Annotated in this window: 12 protein-coding genes; 9 read left to right on the top strand and 3 right to left on the bottom strand. The window is 72.4% G+C overall.

Annotated features, from left to right (window positions below; translation table 11 throughout):
- Positions 1-146 precede the first annotated feature (146 nt).
- Entirely contained in the window at positions 147-3,128 is a 2,982-nt protein-coding gene (gene uvrA / locus OG509_RS10575) for an excinuclease ABC subunit UvrA (RefSeq protein ID WP_406181968.1), read from the top strand.
- A gap of 34 nt (positions 3,129-3,162) precedes the next feature.
- Here uvrA and OG509_RS10570 read toward each other — a convergent pair whose 3' ends face one another.
- The gene (locus OG509_RS10570; protein WP_406181966.1) at positions 3,163-3,813 is read right to left on the bottom strand and encodes an NAD(P)-dependent oxidoreductase; all 651 of its coding nucleotides are present in this window, start codon (positions 3,811-3,813) and stop codon (positions 3,163-3,165) included.
- A gap of 63 nt (positions 3,814-3,876) precedes the next feature.
- Between OG509_RS10570 and OG509_RS10565 the strand changes: the two genes are divergently transcribed.
- Positions 3,877-4,482 (top strand): TetR/AcrR family transcriptional regulator, encoded by a 606-nt coding sequence (locus OG509_RS10565; RefSeq protein WP_406181964.1) that lies wholly within the window; start codon positions 3,877-3,879, stop codon positions 4,480-4,482.
- Here the strand turns inward: OG509_RS10565 and OG509_RS10560 are convergent.
- Complete coding sequence (locus OG509_RS10560; protein WP_406181962.1) at positions 4,472-5,353, bottom strand: carbohydrate kinase; 882 nt, start codon at positions 5,351-5,353, stop codon at positions 4,472-4,474. The two genes, OG509_RS10565 and OG509_RS10560, sit on opposite strands and share 11 nt — an antisense overlap.
- 135 nt (positions 5,354-5,488) lie before the next feature.
- On the opposite strand from OG509_RS10560, the gene OG509_RS10555 reads away from it, so the two are divergent.
- Positions 5,489-5,920 (top strand): Rieske (2Fe-2S) protein, encoded by a 432-nt coding sequence (locus tag OG509_RS10555; protein ID WP_406181961.1) that lies wholly within the window; start codon positions 5,489-5,491, stop codon positions 5,918-5,920.
- 10 nt (positions 5,921-5,930) lie between these two features.
- Here the strand turns inward: OG509_RS10555 and OG509_RS10550 are convergent, their stop codons facing one another.
- On the bottom strand, positions 5,931-6,893 hold the full coding sequence (locus OG509_RS10550) for a hypothetical protein (RefSeq protein ID WP_406181959.1): 963 nt from the start codon (positions 6,891-6,893) through the stop codon (positions 5,931-5,933).
- A 252-nt stretch (positions 6,894-7,145) separates the two neighbouring features.
- Here OG509_RS10550 and OG509_RS10545 point away from each other — a divergent pair, with 252 nt between their 5' ends.
- From OG509_RS10545 to whiA, 6 genes are all read left to right on the top strand, one after another.
- Positions 7,146-7,748, top strand: coding sequence for a papain-like cysteine protease family protein (locus OG509_RS10545; protein WP_406181957.1), 603 nt, complete (start codon positions 7,146-7,148; stop codon positions 7,746-7,748).
- The gene (locus OG509_RS10540) at positions 7,745-8,542 is read left to right on the top strand and encodes a hypothetical protein (protein WP_406181955.1); all 798 of its coding nucleotides are present in this window, start codon (positions 7,745-7,747) and stop codon (positions 8,540-8,542) included. Before OG509_RS10545 ends, OG509_RS10540 begins: the two co-directional genes overlap by 4 nt.
- A 247-nt stretch (positions 8,543-8,789) precedes the next feature.
- Entirely contained in the window at positions 8,790-10,853 is a 2,064-nt protein-coding gene (gene uvrC / locus OG509_RS10535; RefSeq protein WP_406181953.1) for an excinuclease ABC subunit UvrC, read from the top strand.
- Positions 10,850-11,845, top strand: coding sequence for an RNase adapter RapZ (rapZ, locus tag OG509_RS10530; protein ID WP_385581598.1), 996 nt, complete (start codon positions 10,850-10,852; stop codon positions 11,843-11,845). Before uvrC ends, rapZ begins: the two co-directional genes overlap by 4 nt.
- Positions 11,842-12,912 carry a uridine diphosphate-N-acetylglucosamine-binding protein YvcK gene (gene yvcK, locus OG509_RS10525; RefSeq protein WP_366102487.1) on the top strand — a complete coding sequence of 357 codons (1,071 nt, stop codon included), beginning with the start codon at positions 11,842-11,844 and terminating at the stop codon, positions 12,910-12,912. Before rapZ ends, yvcK begins: the two co-directional genes overlap by 4 nt.
- Positions 12,903-13,892, top strand: coding sequence for a DNA-binding protein WhiA (gene whiA, locus OG509_RS10520; RefSeq protein ID WP_030160342.1), 990 nt, complete (start codon positions 12,903-12,905; stop codon positions 13,890-13,892). Before yvcK ends, whiA begins: the two co-directional genes overlap by 10 nt.
- The last annotated feature ends 91 nt before the right edge of the window (positions 13,893-13,983 follow it).

Raw genomic sequence — 13,983 nt, 5'->3', positions numbered from 1 at the left:
TCTGCCGAGTGCCGTAAATCGAATGTGCGTGCTATACGCTCGAAGTCCAAGCTCTTCTCCATCGCAGAGGCGCCCACCCAGCCAGCCGTACGCTGGACAGTCGGGGGCCCCGTGCCCCCGCTCTCTCAAGAAAGGTGCGGACCGGCGTGACCGACCGTCTCATCGTTCGTGGCGCTCGCGAGCACAACCTCAAGAACGTCTCGCTCGACCTGCCCCGCGACTCACTCATCGTCTTCACCGGACTCTCCGGTTCGGGCAAGTCCTCCCTGGCCTTCGACACGATCTTCGCCGAGGGCCAGCGCCGCTACGTCGAGTCGCTCTCGTCGTACGCCCGCCAGTTCCTGGGGCAGATGGACAAGCCCGACGTGGACTTCATCGAGGGGCTCTCGCCGGCCGTCTCGATCGACCAGAAGTCGACCTCGCGCAACCCGCGTTCGACGGTCGGCACCATCACCGAGGTCTACGACTACCTCCGCCTGCTCTTCGCGCGCATCGGCAAGCCCCACTGCCCCGAATGCCGTCGCCCCATCTCGCGCCAGTCGCCGCAGGCGATCGTCGACAAGGTGCTCGCACTCCCCGAGGGCAGCCGCTTCCAGGTGCTCTCGCCGCTGGTGCGCGAGCGCAAGGGCGAGTTCGTCGACCTCTTCTCCGACCTCCAGACCAAGGGCTACAGCCGGGCGCGGGTGGACGGGGAGACCATCCAGCTCTCCGAGCCGCCCACGCTGAAGAAGCAGGAGAAGCACACCATCGAGGTGGTCATCGACCGCCTCACCGTCAAGGACAGCGCCAAGCGCCGGCTCACCGACTCCGTGGAGACCGCCCTCGGCCTCTCCGGCGGCATGGTGATCCTGGACTTCGTCGACCTCGCCGAGGACGACCCCGAGCGTGAGCGGATGTACTCCGAGCACCTCTACTGCCCGTACGACGACCTGTCCTTCGAGGAGCTGGAGCCGCGCTCCTTCTCCTTCAACTCCCCCTTCGGCGCCTGCCCCGAGTGCACCGGCATCGGTACGCGCATGGAGGTGGACCCGGAGCTGATCGTCCCCGACGAGGACAAGTCCCTCGACGAGGGCGCGGTCTCGCCGTGGTCCCTCGGCCACACCAAGGACTACTTCCAGAGGCTGGTCGGCGCGCTCGCCGGGGAGCTGGGCTTCCGTACGGACATCCCGTGGGCCGGGCTGCCGCAGCGGGCGAAGAAGGCCCTGCTGTACGGGCACAAGACGCAGATCGAGGTCCGCTACCGCAACCGGTACGGCCGGGAGCGGGCGTACACGACGGCCTTCGAGGGCGCCGTGCCGTTCGTCAAGCGCCGGCACGCGGAGTCCGAGAGCGACGCCAGCCGCGAGCGCTTCGAGGGCTACATGCGCGAGGTGCCCTGCCCGACCTGTGAGGGCACCAGGCTCAAGCCGATCGTCCTCGCGGTGACGGTGATGGAGAAGTCCATCGCCGAGGTCGCCGCGATGTCGATCAGCGAGTGCGCGGACTTCCTGGGGCGGATGAAGCTCGACGCCCGCGACAAGAAGATCGCCGAGCGGGTCCTGAAGGAGGTCAACGAGCGGCTGCGCTTCCTCGTCGACGTCGGCCTGGACTACCTCTCGCTGAACCGCGCCGCCGGCACCCTGTCGGGCGGCGAGGCCCAGCGCATCCGGCTGGCCACGCAGATCGGCTCCGGTCTCGTGGGCGTGCTGTACGTACTGGACGAGCCCTCCATCGGCCTGCACCAGCGGGACAACCACCGGCTCATCGAGACGCTGGTGCGGCTGCGGGACATGGGCAACACGCTCATCGTCGTCGAGCACGACGAGGACACCATCAAGGTGGCCGACTGGGTCGTGGACATCGGCCCGGGCGCCGGCGAGCACGGCGGCAAGGTCGTGCACAGCGGCTCGCTGAAGGAGCTGCTGAAGAACGACGAGTCGATGACCGGGCAGTACCTGTCCGGGAAGCGGTCCATCGCGGTGCCGGACGTCCGCCGGCCCGTGAACGGGGACCGGAAGCTGACCGTCCACGGCGCCAAGGAGAACAACCTGCGGGACATCGACGTGTCCTTCCCGCTGGGCGTGCTCACGGCGGTCACGGGCGTGTCGGGATCGGGCAAGTCGACGCTGGTCAACGACATCCTCTACACGCACCTGGCGCGCGAGCTGAACGGCGCCCGGTCGGTACCGGGACGGCACACGCGGGTGGACGGGGACGACCTCGTCGACAAGGTCGTGCATGTCGACCAGTCGCCGATCGGCCGGACCCCGCGGTCCAACCCGGCGACGTACACGGGCGTCTTCGACCACGTGCGCAAGCTCTTCGCGGAGACGATGGAGGCGAAGGTGCGCGGCTACCTGCCGGGCCGCTTCTCCTTCAACGTGAAGGGCGGCCGGTGCGAGAACTGCTCCGGCGACGGCACGATCAAGATCGAGATGAACTTCCTGCCGGACGTGTACGTCCCGTGCGAGGTCTGCCACGGCGACCGGTACAACCGGGAGACGCTGGAGGTCCACTACAAGGGCAAGTCGATCGCCGAAGTCCTGAACATGCCGATCGAGGAGGCGCTGGACTTCTTCGAGGCGGTGCCGACGATCGCGCGGCACCTGAAGACGCTGAACGAGGTGGGGCTCGGGTACGTCCGGCTCGGCCAGTCGGCGCCGACGCTGTCGGGTGGTGAGGCGCAGCGCGTGAAGCTGGCGTCGGAGCTGCAGAAGCGGTCGACGGGCCGGACGGTGTACGTGCTGGACGAGCCGACGACGGGTCTGCACTTCGAGGACATCTCGAAGCTGATCAAGGTGCTGTCGGGGCTGGTGGACAAGGGGAACTCGGTGATCGTCATCGAGCACAACCTGGACGTCGTCAAGACCGCGGACTGGGTCATCGACATGGGCCCGGAGGGCGGCTACGGGGGCGGCCTGGTGGTGGCCGAGGGCACGCCGGAGCAGATCGCCTCGGTGGGCGCGAGCCACACCGGCAAGTTCCTGCGGGACATCCTCGGGGCGGAGCGGGTCTCGGATGCCGCGTCGCTCGTGGCCCCGCCGAAGAAGGCCGCCGCGAAGCGGACCGCGGCCAAGAAGGCGGCGGCTCCGGCGAAGAAGGCCGCGGCCCCGGCCAAGAAGGCGACGACCCGGGCCCGCAAGGCCTGACCGCTGCCGGCGGGGCTGAGATCAGCCCCGCCGGTCAGGACGCCACGCCCACCGCCCGGCCCGCGGTCGACGGGTCCGTCAGCGACACCAGCAGGGCGTCCGCCACGTCGGCGCGGGAGATCGTGCGCGCGTCCGGCACGTTGGCGCCGATGACCCGGCGGTAGCTGCCGGTGTGCGGCTTGTTCAGGAGGCGGGGCGGGCGGATCACCGTCCACTCGGTGTCGCTCGCGCGGATCGTCGCCTCCATGACCGCCAGGTCCGCGTACAGATCGCGCAGGGCCCGGCGCAGCAGGGGGAGGAAGACCCTCCGGGCCACGAACCCGTCGGTGGCGACGTCCGGGCCGACCGGGGCCGCGCTCACAGCCGCCAGGCGGCTCACGCCCGCCCGGTCCATCGCCGAGACGATGGACCGCAGCGCCGGCCCGGTGACCGGCGTCAGCCGGGCCTGCCTGTTGCTCGCCGCGCCCAGCGCGGAGATCACCGCCGACCGGCCCGCGAGGACCGGGACCAGCGCGTCCTCGTCCGTCAGATCGCGCACCACGGCCACCACCAGGCGCTCGTGCGCCGGAACGTCCAGCCGGGCGGGGTCGCGCACCACCGCCGTCACCTCGTGGCCCGCGTCGAGGGCCTGCCGTACGACCTCGCGGCCGACACCGCCCGTGGCTCCGAACACCGTCAGTTTCATCGCCGGCTCCCGTCCAAGGGTGGGTGAGTATTTACTCACCCCTTCCTCGGCTAGGGTGAGTGAATGCTCACCCCGAAGTCAAGCCGGCCCACTCCCGAGCGGCTCCTCGACGCCGCCGAGAAGCTCATGCGCACCATCGGCCTCGCCAACACCACCACCAAGGCCATCGCCCGCGAGGCCGGCTGCTCCGAGGCGGCGCTCTACAAGCACTACGCGAACAAGGAGGAGCTCTTCGTGCGCGTCCTCATGGAGCGCACCCCCAACGCCGGGCCGCTCATGACCGAGCTCGACCGCGACCACGCCGAGCGCTCCGTCGAGGAGGGGCTCGCCGCGATCGCCCGCCACGCCTCGTTCTTCTACGCCGACGCCGTGCCCATGGCCGCCTCGCTCTTCGCCGAGCCCGCCCTGCTGACCCGGCACCGCGAGGGCGTCCAGGAGATCGGCACCGGCCCCCATGTCGTACGCGACGCACTCACCGGCCGGCTGCGCCGTGAGCTGGAGCGGGGGCGGCTGCGCCCCGACGCCGATCCGGAGGCGGCCGCCGCGCTGCTGCTGGGCGCCTGCTTCCAGCGGGCCTTCTTCCTGCACTTCTCCGGCCCCGAAGTGGTGCAACCGGTCGAGGAGTTCGCCCCCGCCGTGGCCCGGACCCTGTGGGCCGCTATCCGCTGAGCTCCGCTGCGTACGGCGGCTCCGCGCCCGCCCGGGTGCAGGTCAGCGCCGCCGCGTGGGCCGCGTAGGACAGGACTCCGGGCCAGTCCACCGGCTCGCCGGCCGAGAGATCCGACAGGCGGTGCAGCAGGGCGGCGTTGACGGTGTCTCCCGCCCCGATCGTGTCCGCCACCGTGACCCGGCGGGCCGGCACCTCGTACTCCGCACCCTCCCGGGTCCGGACCGCCAGCCCCTGCGCACCCCGGGTGAGCACCACCGCCGAGGGCCCGGCCGCCAGCCAGTCGGACACCCGCCCGCCCAGCCACCGGGCGTCCTCCTCCGACAGCTTGAGGACGGAGACGTACGGCAGCCAGCCCAGGAACCGGGCCCGGTACGCCGCCGGATCCGCGATCAGCGCCGGGCGGATGTTCGGGTCCAGCAGGGTCAGCAGCCCGCGCCCGGACTCCCGGCGCAGCAGGGCCTCGTACGCGCTTGCGCCGGGCTCCAGCGTGAGGGAGCAGGTGCCGAGCGCCAGGGCCCGGGTGCCCGCGGGGAGCACCCCGGGCAGGGTGAACAGCCGGTCGGCCGTGCCCTCCACGTAGAAGCCGTACGCCGCCGAGCCGTCCGGGGCGATCGAGGGCACGGCGAGGGTGGTGGGCTCCGGCCCGCGCTGCACCAGGGAGAGGTCCACCCCGGCCGCGCGCAGCCCGGCGAGCAGGCTCTCGCCGAAGCCGTCCGCCGAGACCCGGGAGCAGAAGGCGGCCTCCGCACCGAGCCGGCCCAGCGCCAGCGCGGTGTTGTACGGCCCCCCGCCCGGCCGCGGCACCAGCGCACCCGGCGGCTGCGCCACGGGCACGAGGTCGATCAGGGCTTCTCCACCGACGACGATCACGCGGGGGAAGGTATCCCATCGGGCGGCGGAACCCGGCAGCGGTATCGTCGGGGGGCCCAGCAGAAGCAGCTGAACCAGCAGCAACAGCTGAACCGGCAGAACCACCAGCACCAATCCCCAGGCCAGGAGAACCGCATGTCCGCGTCGCAGCCCGCCGCCCGCCGTACCGTCCTCAAGGGCGCCGCCGCGATCGTCGGGGCCGTCGGCGGCGGGGCGGCGCTCGCGGCCTGCTCCACCGAGGGCAACAGCGGCTCCGGCTCCCCGGCGGTCCCGGCCGCCCCGGTGGAGCTCGGCGCCGCGTCCGAGGTCCCCGTCGGCGGGTCGAAGCTGTTCCGGGAGAAGAAGCTGGTCGTCAGCTGCCCGGCGGAGGGCCAGTACAAGGCGTTCAGCGCCCAGTGCACGCACGCCGGCTGCGTCCTGGACAAGATCGACGACGGCGAGGGCAACTGCCCCTGCCACGGCAGCCGCTTCGACGTGACGACCGGCAAGGTGCTGCGCGGCCCGGCCACCGACCCGCTGCCCGCCGTCCCGGTCAAGGCCGAGGGCGGCAGGCTCATCGCCGGCTGATCCGGCAGACCTACGCCCAGTCCCAGGCGATGCCCAGCAGCCCGCGCCGTACCTCCGGCTCCACCAGGTGCACGGCGCGGTGGCGCCCGCTCGGCGTCAGGTCCGCCAGCCCGCCGCGCGGCGCCCCCGGCCCGGAGCGGCTGAACCGCCGACAGCGCACCGGCAGCGCCGCCTCGTCGAAGCGGACCTGGAGCACGTACTGCCCGCCGCTGTAGCTGAACCCGCGCACGTACTCGGTGCAGCGGCCGCCGGTCCCGTCCTCGAAGCCGTACCCGAAGACGTACGTGTCCCCGGCGCGCAGCCGGGCGTCGAAGAGCAGCTCGGCGACCAGCACCTCGGCCTGCGGGTGCCAGCGGACGCGTCCGGTCCGGCAGTTCTCGTCCGCCCGTACGCGGACCTTTGCCGGATCGCAGCCGGGATCCCCGTGGTGGACGGCGAGGTACCGGTCGACCCCGTCGCGGTGGGACCGTACGACGTGCTGCGACTCGCGGCCCAGCAGCTCGCCGCCCGCCCCGATCCGTACCCGCTCGTGGTGGCCGACCGTGTGCAGGCCGCCGTCGGCGGGCAGCTCCATGCCGGCCAGCAGCCCCTCCACGGCTGCGCCGACGCTGATCAGGGCCCGGTACGAGCGGGCCGGCGGGCGGACCGCCTCGGGCCCGGCGCCCTCCGGGGCGGCCAGCAGCCGCAGCAGCGTCCCCTCGGGCAGTTCCAGGATCTGCTCCAGGGCCCGTACGGCCTTCAGGGACTCGGGGCGGCTCGGCCGCCGGGCGCCCTGCTGCCAGTAGCTGAGGCTGGTCACGCCGAGCTTGATGCCGCGGGCCGCGAGCCGGTGCTGCACGCGGTGCAGGGGGAGGCCGCGGGCGCTGAGTGCGGCGCGCAGGGCGAGGTGGAAGGGGCCGGCCAGCAGCAGGTGCCCCAGCTCCTGCGAGCCCGCCGCTGCGCTCTCCCCTGCGCTCTCCCCGGTCGACCACATGACGGCTCCTCCTGTGAACATTCACGTGCGGTGGGGCGGGAGAGCTCGCCGGTGACCCCCGGGGCCCAGGTGAAAGGACGGCAGTCGTTCACACCGCGGTCCCGCCGTTCACACTGCAATGTCACGGCGTATTGAAGCCTGTTGACCTGATCGCGACAACACCCTGATGCTCCTCAGCAGCGTCCGGACGCGCTCCTCCAACCCCCACCCTCCCCGGCCCCACCGGGGAGATCCCCACACGGGAGGAACGCGATGCGCAACCGAATCCGGCGGCGGCTTTCCCTGGCCGCCGTCCTGACCGCCGTGCTCTTCACCCTGCCCACCACCGCCGCCACCGCTGCCCCCACGAGCGATGCCGCCGCCGAATCCGCCCTCGCGTACAAGCGCCTGGACATCACCATGCAGGCGCAAGCGAAGACCAACTGGTGCTGGGCCGCGAGCGGCAACACCATCGCGACCTGGTTCGGCCGGAACTACACGCAGAACCAGTTCTGCAACGCCGCCTTCAACCGCCAGCAGGGCTACGACTGCCCCAACAACCAGGCCACCCTCGGCAACGTCCAGACCGCCCTGAACTGGGCCGGCATCAACTCCGGCTCGTACGTGACCGGCTGGCTCCGCTACCCCACCGTACAGAGCGAGATCGACGCCAACCGGCCGGTCGAGACCCGGATCCAGTGGTCCAACGGCGGCGGCCACATGCACGTCATCTACGGCTACGACACCGCCAACAGCTGGGTCTACTGGGGCGATCCGTGGCCGTCCAGCGACCGCTACAACTGGGCCTCGCACGCCTGGTACGTGGACAACAGCACCTTCTCCTGGACCCACTCGCTCTACCGGATCGGGGCGTGAGCGCCATGTCCAAGCGTGTTTCCGCCGCGCTCCTCGCCGTGACCGCCGTCGCCCTCGTCGGCGTGGCGGCCCCGCACGCCGCGGCCGCGCCCGTGCCGCAGCCGCAGTCCGTCACCGCGGAGACGAAGGCCGCGGCGGCCCAGGCGGCCGCCGCCCCCGACACCCTGGCCACGCTGTCCCGCTTCTTCGCCCGGGAGGGCAAGGTCGCACTGACCGCGGCCCGGCCGCGGATCGAGGGTGAGGCGATACCGGTCAGCTACCTGTCCCCGGACTTCGTCGCGGGCAAGGCCGGGGCAGGCGTGGCCCGGCTGGAGTACCTCGCCAGCAGGGCAGTCTCCTCGGACGGGCAGCAGGCCGCGCTGTGGACCGCACGGACCGAGGCGGGGTGGCAGGTCGTGAACATCGCCACCGGCGACGACGAGTTCCGCTACGCGCAGCTCGGCGCCGCGAAACTGCCGGGCGGCACGGTGTTCCGGGAACCGCAGATCGACGCGTGGTACGTGGCCGAGGGGGCCAGGGTGCTGCCGCTGGACGAGGACGCCGAGCGCGCCGTCGGCGCGGGGGGCACCAGCCTCGCCGCGTACCGGTCGCGGGTGACGCGGGCGTACGGGGACAAGCTGCCGGGATCGGCGTACGCGAAGGGGGGCAAGGCCGGGGGATTCGACACCGCGTCGCCGGCGGAGGGCTCCGCCGGTACGCCGGTGGCGGCCGGAGCCGCAGGAGCGCTCGCGCTGGGCGCGGCCGGATTCGTGGCCGTGCTGCGGCTGCGCCGGCGCACCGCTGCACAGGGCTGACCCCCGTGACCCCCGCAGGGTCCGGCCGTCCCCCCGGACGCCGGGCCCTGCGGGCTGCGAGGCCCCTCCCCGCCCTTCCCCCGTTCCCCGGGCGCTGCCCGGACCCGCGCCTCAAACGCCCGCGGCGCTGGAACGGCCCCCGTGCCCGAACGCCGGCGGGGCCGGATGCGCGGGGGGCCGGAGTGACACCCCGGGGAGGGGGGATGGCGGGGGTCCGTTGTCAGCCCCCGCAAGTAGGGTGGTTGGCATGGCCGACCCTTCCAGCTACCGTCCCGCGCCGGGGCAGATTCCCGACTCCCCGGGGGTCTACCGATTCCGCGACGAGCACCGCCGGGTGATCTACGTCGGGAAGGCCAAGAGCCTGCGCCAGCGGCTGGCCAGCTACTTCCAGGACCTCGCCGGACTGCATCCGCGTACCGCCACCATGGTGACCACCGCCGCCTCCGTCGAGTGGACCGTCGTCTCCACCGAGGTCGAGGCGCTCCAGCTCGAATACTCCTGGATCAAGGAGTACGACCCCCGGTTCAACGTCAAGTACCGGGACGACAAGAGCTACCCCTCCCTCGCGGTGACGATGAACGAGGAGTACCCGAGGGTCCAGGTCATGCGGGGGCCCAAGAGGAAGGGCGTGCGGTACTTCGGGCCCTATGGGCACGCCTGGGCGATTCGCGAGACCGTCGACCTCATGCTGCGGGTGTTCCCCGTGCGGACCTGCTCCGCCGGGGTGTTCAAGCGGTCCGCGCAGATCGGGCGGCCCTGTCTGCTCGGCTACATCGGCAAGTGCTCCGCGCCCTGCGTCGGCCGGGTCACCCCCGATGAGCACCGGGAACTCGCCGAGGACTTCTGCGACTTCATGGCCGGGCGGACCGGTACGTACCTGTCCCGGCTGGAGCGGCAGATGCACGAGGCCGCCGAGGAGATGGAGTACGAGAAGGCCGCCCGGCTGCGCGACGACATAGGAGCGCTGCGCCGGGCCATGGAGAAGAACGCCGTGGTCCTCGCCGATGCCACGGACGCCGACCTCATCGCCGTGGCCGAGGACGAGCTCGAAGCGGCCGTGCAGATCTTCCACGTACGCGGCGGGCGCGTGCGCGGGCAGCGCGGCTGGGTCACCGACAAGGTCGAGGCCGTGGACACCGCCGGACTCGTCGAGCACGCCCTCCAGCAGCTCTACGGGGAGGAGAGCGGCGAGGCCGTCCCCAAGGAGGTGCTGGTTCCGGCCCTGCCCGAGGACACGCCCGCCCTCGCGGAGTGGCTCGCCGAGCGGCGCGGCTCCCTGGTCAGCCTGCGCATCCCGCAGCGCGGGGACAAGAAGGCCCTGATGGAGACCGTCCACCGCAACGCGCAGCAGTCCCTTGCCCTGCACAAGACCAAGCGCGCCAGCGACCTCACCACCCGCTCCCGGGCCCTGGAGGAGATCGCCGAGGCCCTCGAACTGGACAGCGCGCCGCTGCGCATCGAGTGCTTCGACATCTCGCACCTCCAGGGCGACGACGTGGTGGCCTCGATGGTCGTCTTCGAGGACGGGCTGGCGCGCAAGGGCGAGTACCGGCGCTTCCAGATCAAGTCGTTCGAGGGGCAGGACGACGTCCGGTCCATGCACGAGGTGGTCTCGCGGCGCTTCCGCCGCTACCTCCAGGAGAAGCTGAAGACCGGCGAGTGGTCCCCGGAGGACGGGGAGGAGGGGGAGAACCCCCTCACCGGGGAGAACCCCCTCGCCGAGGACGACGGGCGCCCCAAGCGCTTCGCGTACCCGCCGCAGCTCGTCGTGGTCGACGGCGGGCAGCCGCAGGTGGCCGCCGCCAAGCGGGCCCTGGACGAGCTGGGCATCGACGACGTGGCCGTCTGCGGGCTGGCGAAGCGGCTGGAGGAGGTCTGGCTGCCCGGCGAGGACGACCCGGTCGTGCTGCCCCGCACCAGCGAGGGGCTCTACCTGCTCCAGCGGGTGCGTGACGAAGCCCACCGGTTCGCGATCCAGTACCAGCGGAACAAGCGCGGAAAACGGCTCAAGGCGGGCCCGCTCGACGAGGTGCCCGGTCTCGGCGAAAGCCGCAGGCAGGCCCTGGTCAAGCACTTCGGTTCGGTGAAAAAGCTGAGACAGGCGACAATCGACCAGATCTGCGAGGTCCCGGGCATAGGCCGTAAGACGGCCGAGACCGTGGCCGCGGCGCTCGCCCGGTCGGTTCCCGCCGGTCCTGCCGTCAACACGGCGACAGGAGAGATCATTGAGGATGAGACCCCGCCCCCGCGGGTGGGGGCACCTCCCGGCGGCAGCCGGGAGACATCGTCCGAACGGGGGACCGAGCAATGACCGAGCGCGAGACCGACCAGACGAACGGCCGGACGGCCGAGCAGACGACCGACCGCACGACCGAGCACGACCGAGACGGAGCACAGGTGAGTACGGGCACGACAGTGGAGCCCGGAGATACCGCCGAGGCGGCCATCCCCGAGCTGGTGATCATCTCCGGCATGTCCGGGGCCGGCCGCAGTACGGCGGCCAAGTGTCTGGAGGACCTCGGCTGGTTCGTCGTCGACAACCTCCCGCCCGCACTGATCCCCACCATGGTGGAGCTCGGCGCCCGCTCGCAGGGCAACGTGGCGCGGATCGCCGTCGTCGTCGACGTCCGCGGCCGCCAGTTCTTCGACGCCCTGCGCGAGTCCCTCTCCGACCTCGACAGCAAGGGCGTCACCCGGCGCATCGTCTTCCTGGAGTCCTCCGACGACGCGCTGGTCCGCCGCTTCGAGTCGGTCCGCCGCCCGCACCCCCTCCAGGGCGACGGCCGCATCACCGACGGCATCGCCGCCGAGCGCGACCTGCTGCGCGAGCTGCGCGGCGACGCCGACCTGGTCATCGACACCTCCAGCCTGAACGTGCACGAGCTGCGCGCGAAGATGGACGCCCAGTTCGCGGGCGACGAGGAGCCCGAGCTGCGGGCGACCGTCATGTCCTTCGGCTACAAGTACGGCCTCCCCGTCGACGCCGACCTCGTCGTCGACTGCCGCTTCATCCCGAACCCGCACTGGGTGCCCGAGCTGCGGCCCTTCACCGGCCTCAACCCGGAGGTGTCGGGCTACGTGTTCAGCCAGCCCGGCGCCAAGGAGTTCCTCGACCGCTACACCGAGCTGCTCCAGCTCATCGCCACCGGCTACCGCCGGGAGGGCAAGCGGTACGTGACCATCGCGGTCGGCTGCACCGGCGGCAAGCACCGCAGTGTGGCCATGTCCGAGAAGCTCGCTGCCCGCCTCGCCTCCGAGGGAGTCGAGACCGTCGTAGTCCACCGGGACATGGGGCGCGAGTGACCGGACGTACCCTGCGGCTGCGCCGCCTGCGCCGTCTCACCTCGGGGCGGGACGAGGACGGCGCGGGCCGCACCGGGCTGCGCCGCGGCGCAGCCCCCAAGGTGGTCGCGCCCAAGGTCGTCGCCCTCGGCGGCGGCATGGGCCTGTCGGCCTCCCTGGCAGCCCTGCGCCGGATCACCGGTGAGCTCACCGCCGTCGTCACCGTCGCCGACGACGGCGGTTCCAGCGGCCGGCTCCGGGAGGAGCTCGGCGTGCTGCCGCCCGGGGACCTGCGCAAGGCGCTGGCCGCGCTGTGCGGCGACGACGACTGGGGCCAGACCTGGGCCCGCGTCATCCAGCACCGCTTCCAGTCGGCCGGCGCCCTGCACGAGCACGCGGTCGGCAACCTGCTGATCGTCGCCTTGTGGGAACAGCTCGGCGACCCCGTCCAGGCCCTCGACCTGGTCGGGAAGCTGCTGGGGGCGCAGGGCCGGGTGCTGCCGATGTCGGCTGTGCCGCTGGAGCTGCAGGCGCTGGTCCGCGGCCACGATCCCGCCCGCCCGGGCGAGGTCGACACCGTCCGGGGGCAGGCCACGGTGGCCACGACCCCCGGCGAGGTGCTCTCCGTACAGGTCGTGCCCGGGGATCCGCCGGCCGTGCCGGAGGCCGTCGCGGCGGTCCTGGACGCGGACTGGGTGGTGCTCGGTCCGGGGTCCTGGTTCTCGTCCGTGATCCCGCACCTGCTGGTGCCGGAACTGCTCGACGCGCTGATCGAGACCAAGGCCCGCAGGGTCCTCTCGCTGAACCTCGCGCCGCAGCCCGGCGAAACAGAGGGCTTCTCTCCGCAGCGTCATTTGGAGGTTTTGGCCCGACACGCCCCTAAACTCGCCCTGGACGTGGTGCTGGCCGACGAGGCCGCCGTGCCCGACCGCGAGTCCCTCGCCGATGCCGCAAAACGGTTCGGTGCCGCGGTCGAGCTGGCGCCGGTGGCCAGGGAAGACGGCTCTCCGAAGCATGACCCGGAGCTGCTCGCCGCCGCGTACGACCGTATTTTTCGGATGCATGGAAGGATCGGCCCATGGCGATGACGCCAGCGGTGAAGGATGAGATCTCCCGGCTCCCCGTCACCCGGACCTGCTGCAGGAAGGCGGAGGTCTCGGCGATTCTTCGGTTCGCGGGCGGGCTGCACCTGGTGAGCGGGCGGATCGTCATCGAGGCGGAGCTGGACACCGGGATCGCTGCCCGGCGCCTGCGCAAGGACATCCTGGAGATCTTCGGCCATTCCTCGGACCTGGTGGTCATGGCTCCCGGCGGGCTGCGCCGCGGCAGCCGGTACGTCGTCCGGGTCGTGGCCGGCGGTGACCAGCTGGCGCGCCAGACGGGCCTCGTGGACGGCCGTGGCCGCCCCATCCGGGGCCTTCCCCCGCAGGTGGTCTCCGGGGCCACCTGTGACGCGGAGGCGGCCTGGCGCGGCGCCTTCCTGGCCCACGGCTCGCTCACCGAGCCGGGCCGGTCCTCCTCCCTGGAGGTGACCTGCCCCGGTCCGGAGGCCGCCCTGGCCCTGGTGGGCGCCGCCCGCCGGCTCTCCATCGCCGCCAAGGCGCGCGAGGTGCGCGGCGTGGACCGGGTCGTGGTCCGCGACGGCGACGCGATCGGCGCCCTGCTGACCCGGCTCGGCGCGCACGAGTCGGTGCTGGCCTGGGAGGAGCGGCGGATGCGGCGCGAGGTGCGCGCCACCGCCAACCGCCTCGCCAACTTCGACGACGCCAACCTGCGCCGCTCGGCGCGGGCCGCGGTGGCCGCCGGGGCCCGGGTCCAGCGCGCGCTGGAGATCCTCGGCGAGGAGGTCCCCGAGCACCTCGCGGCGGCCGGCCGGCTGCGCATGGAGCACAAGCAGGCCTCCCTGGAGGAGCTGGGCGCGCTCGCCGACCCGCCGCTGACGAAGGACGCGGTCGCGGGCCGGATCCGCCGTCTGCTGGCGATGGCCGACAAGCGGGCGCAGGACCTGGGCATCCCGGGCACCGAGTCGAACCTGAGCGAGGACCTGGCCGACAACATGGCGGGCTAGCCGCGCCGGGACGCCCGTCGGAACGCCCGGCCGGCGCCTCGTACTCCGTACGCCTCACTCCGTACGTCCCAAAGGGGCCCGCACGTCACAC

This window comes from Streptomyces sp. NBC_01006 (assembly GCF_045162725.1).
GTDB lineage: Bacteria > Actinomycetota > Actinomycetes > Streptomycetales > Streptomycetaceae > Streptomyces.
The sequence above is the reverse complement of the archived record's forward strand: the minus strand, read 5'-3'. Positions and strand labels throughout refer to the sequence as shown.

What these genes read in the sequence shown, in the direction of transcription:
- OG509_RS10570 (WP_406181966.1), bottom strand. Translation starts at nt 3,813, where the DNA reads ATGAAACTGACGGTGTTCGGAGCCACGGGCGGTGTCGGCCGCGAGGTC.
- OG509_RS10565 (WP_406181964.1), top strand. Translation starts at nt 3,877, where the DNA reads ATGCTCACCCCGAAGTCAAGCCGGCCCACTCCCGAGCGGCTCCTCGAC.
- OG509_RS10555 (WP_406181961.1), top strand. Translation starts at nt 5,489, where the DNA reads ATGTCCGCGTCGCAGCCCGCCGCCCGCCGTACCGTCCTCAAGGGCGCC.
- OG509_RS10550 (WP_406181959.1), bottom strand. Translation starts at nt 6,893, where the DNA reads ATGTGGTCGACCGGGGAGAGCGCAGGGGAGAGCGCAGCGGCGGGCTCG.
- OG509_RS10545 (WP_406181957.1), top strand. Translation starts at nt 7,146, where the DNA reads ATGCGCAACCGAATCCGGCGGCGGCTTTCCCTGGCCGCCGTCCTGACC.
- uvrC (WP_406181953.1), top strand. Translation starts at nt 8,790, where the DNA reads ATGGCCGACCCTTCCAGCTACCGTCCCGCGCCGGGGCAGATTCCCGAC.
- rapZ (WP_385581598.1), top strand. Translation starts at nt 10,850, where the DNA reads ATGACCGAGCGCGAGACCGACCAGACGAACGGCCGGACGGCCGAGCAG.
- whiA (WP_030160342.1), top strand. Translation starts at nt 12,903, where the DNA reads ATGGCGATGACGCCAGCGGTGAAGGATGAGATCTCCCGGCTCCCCGTC.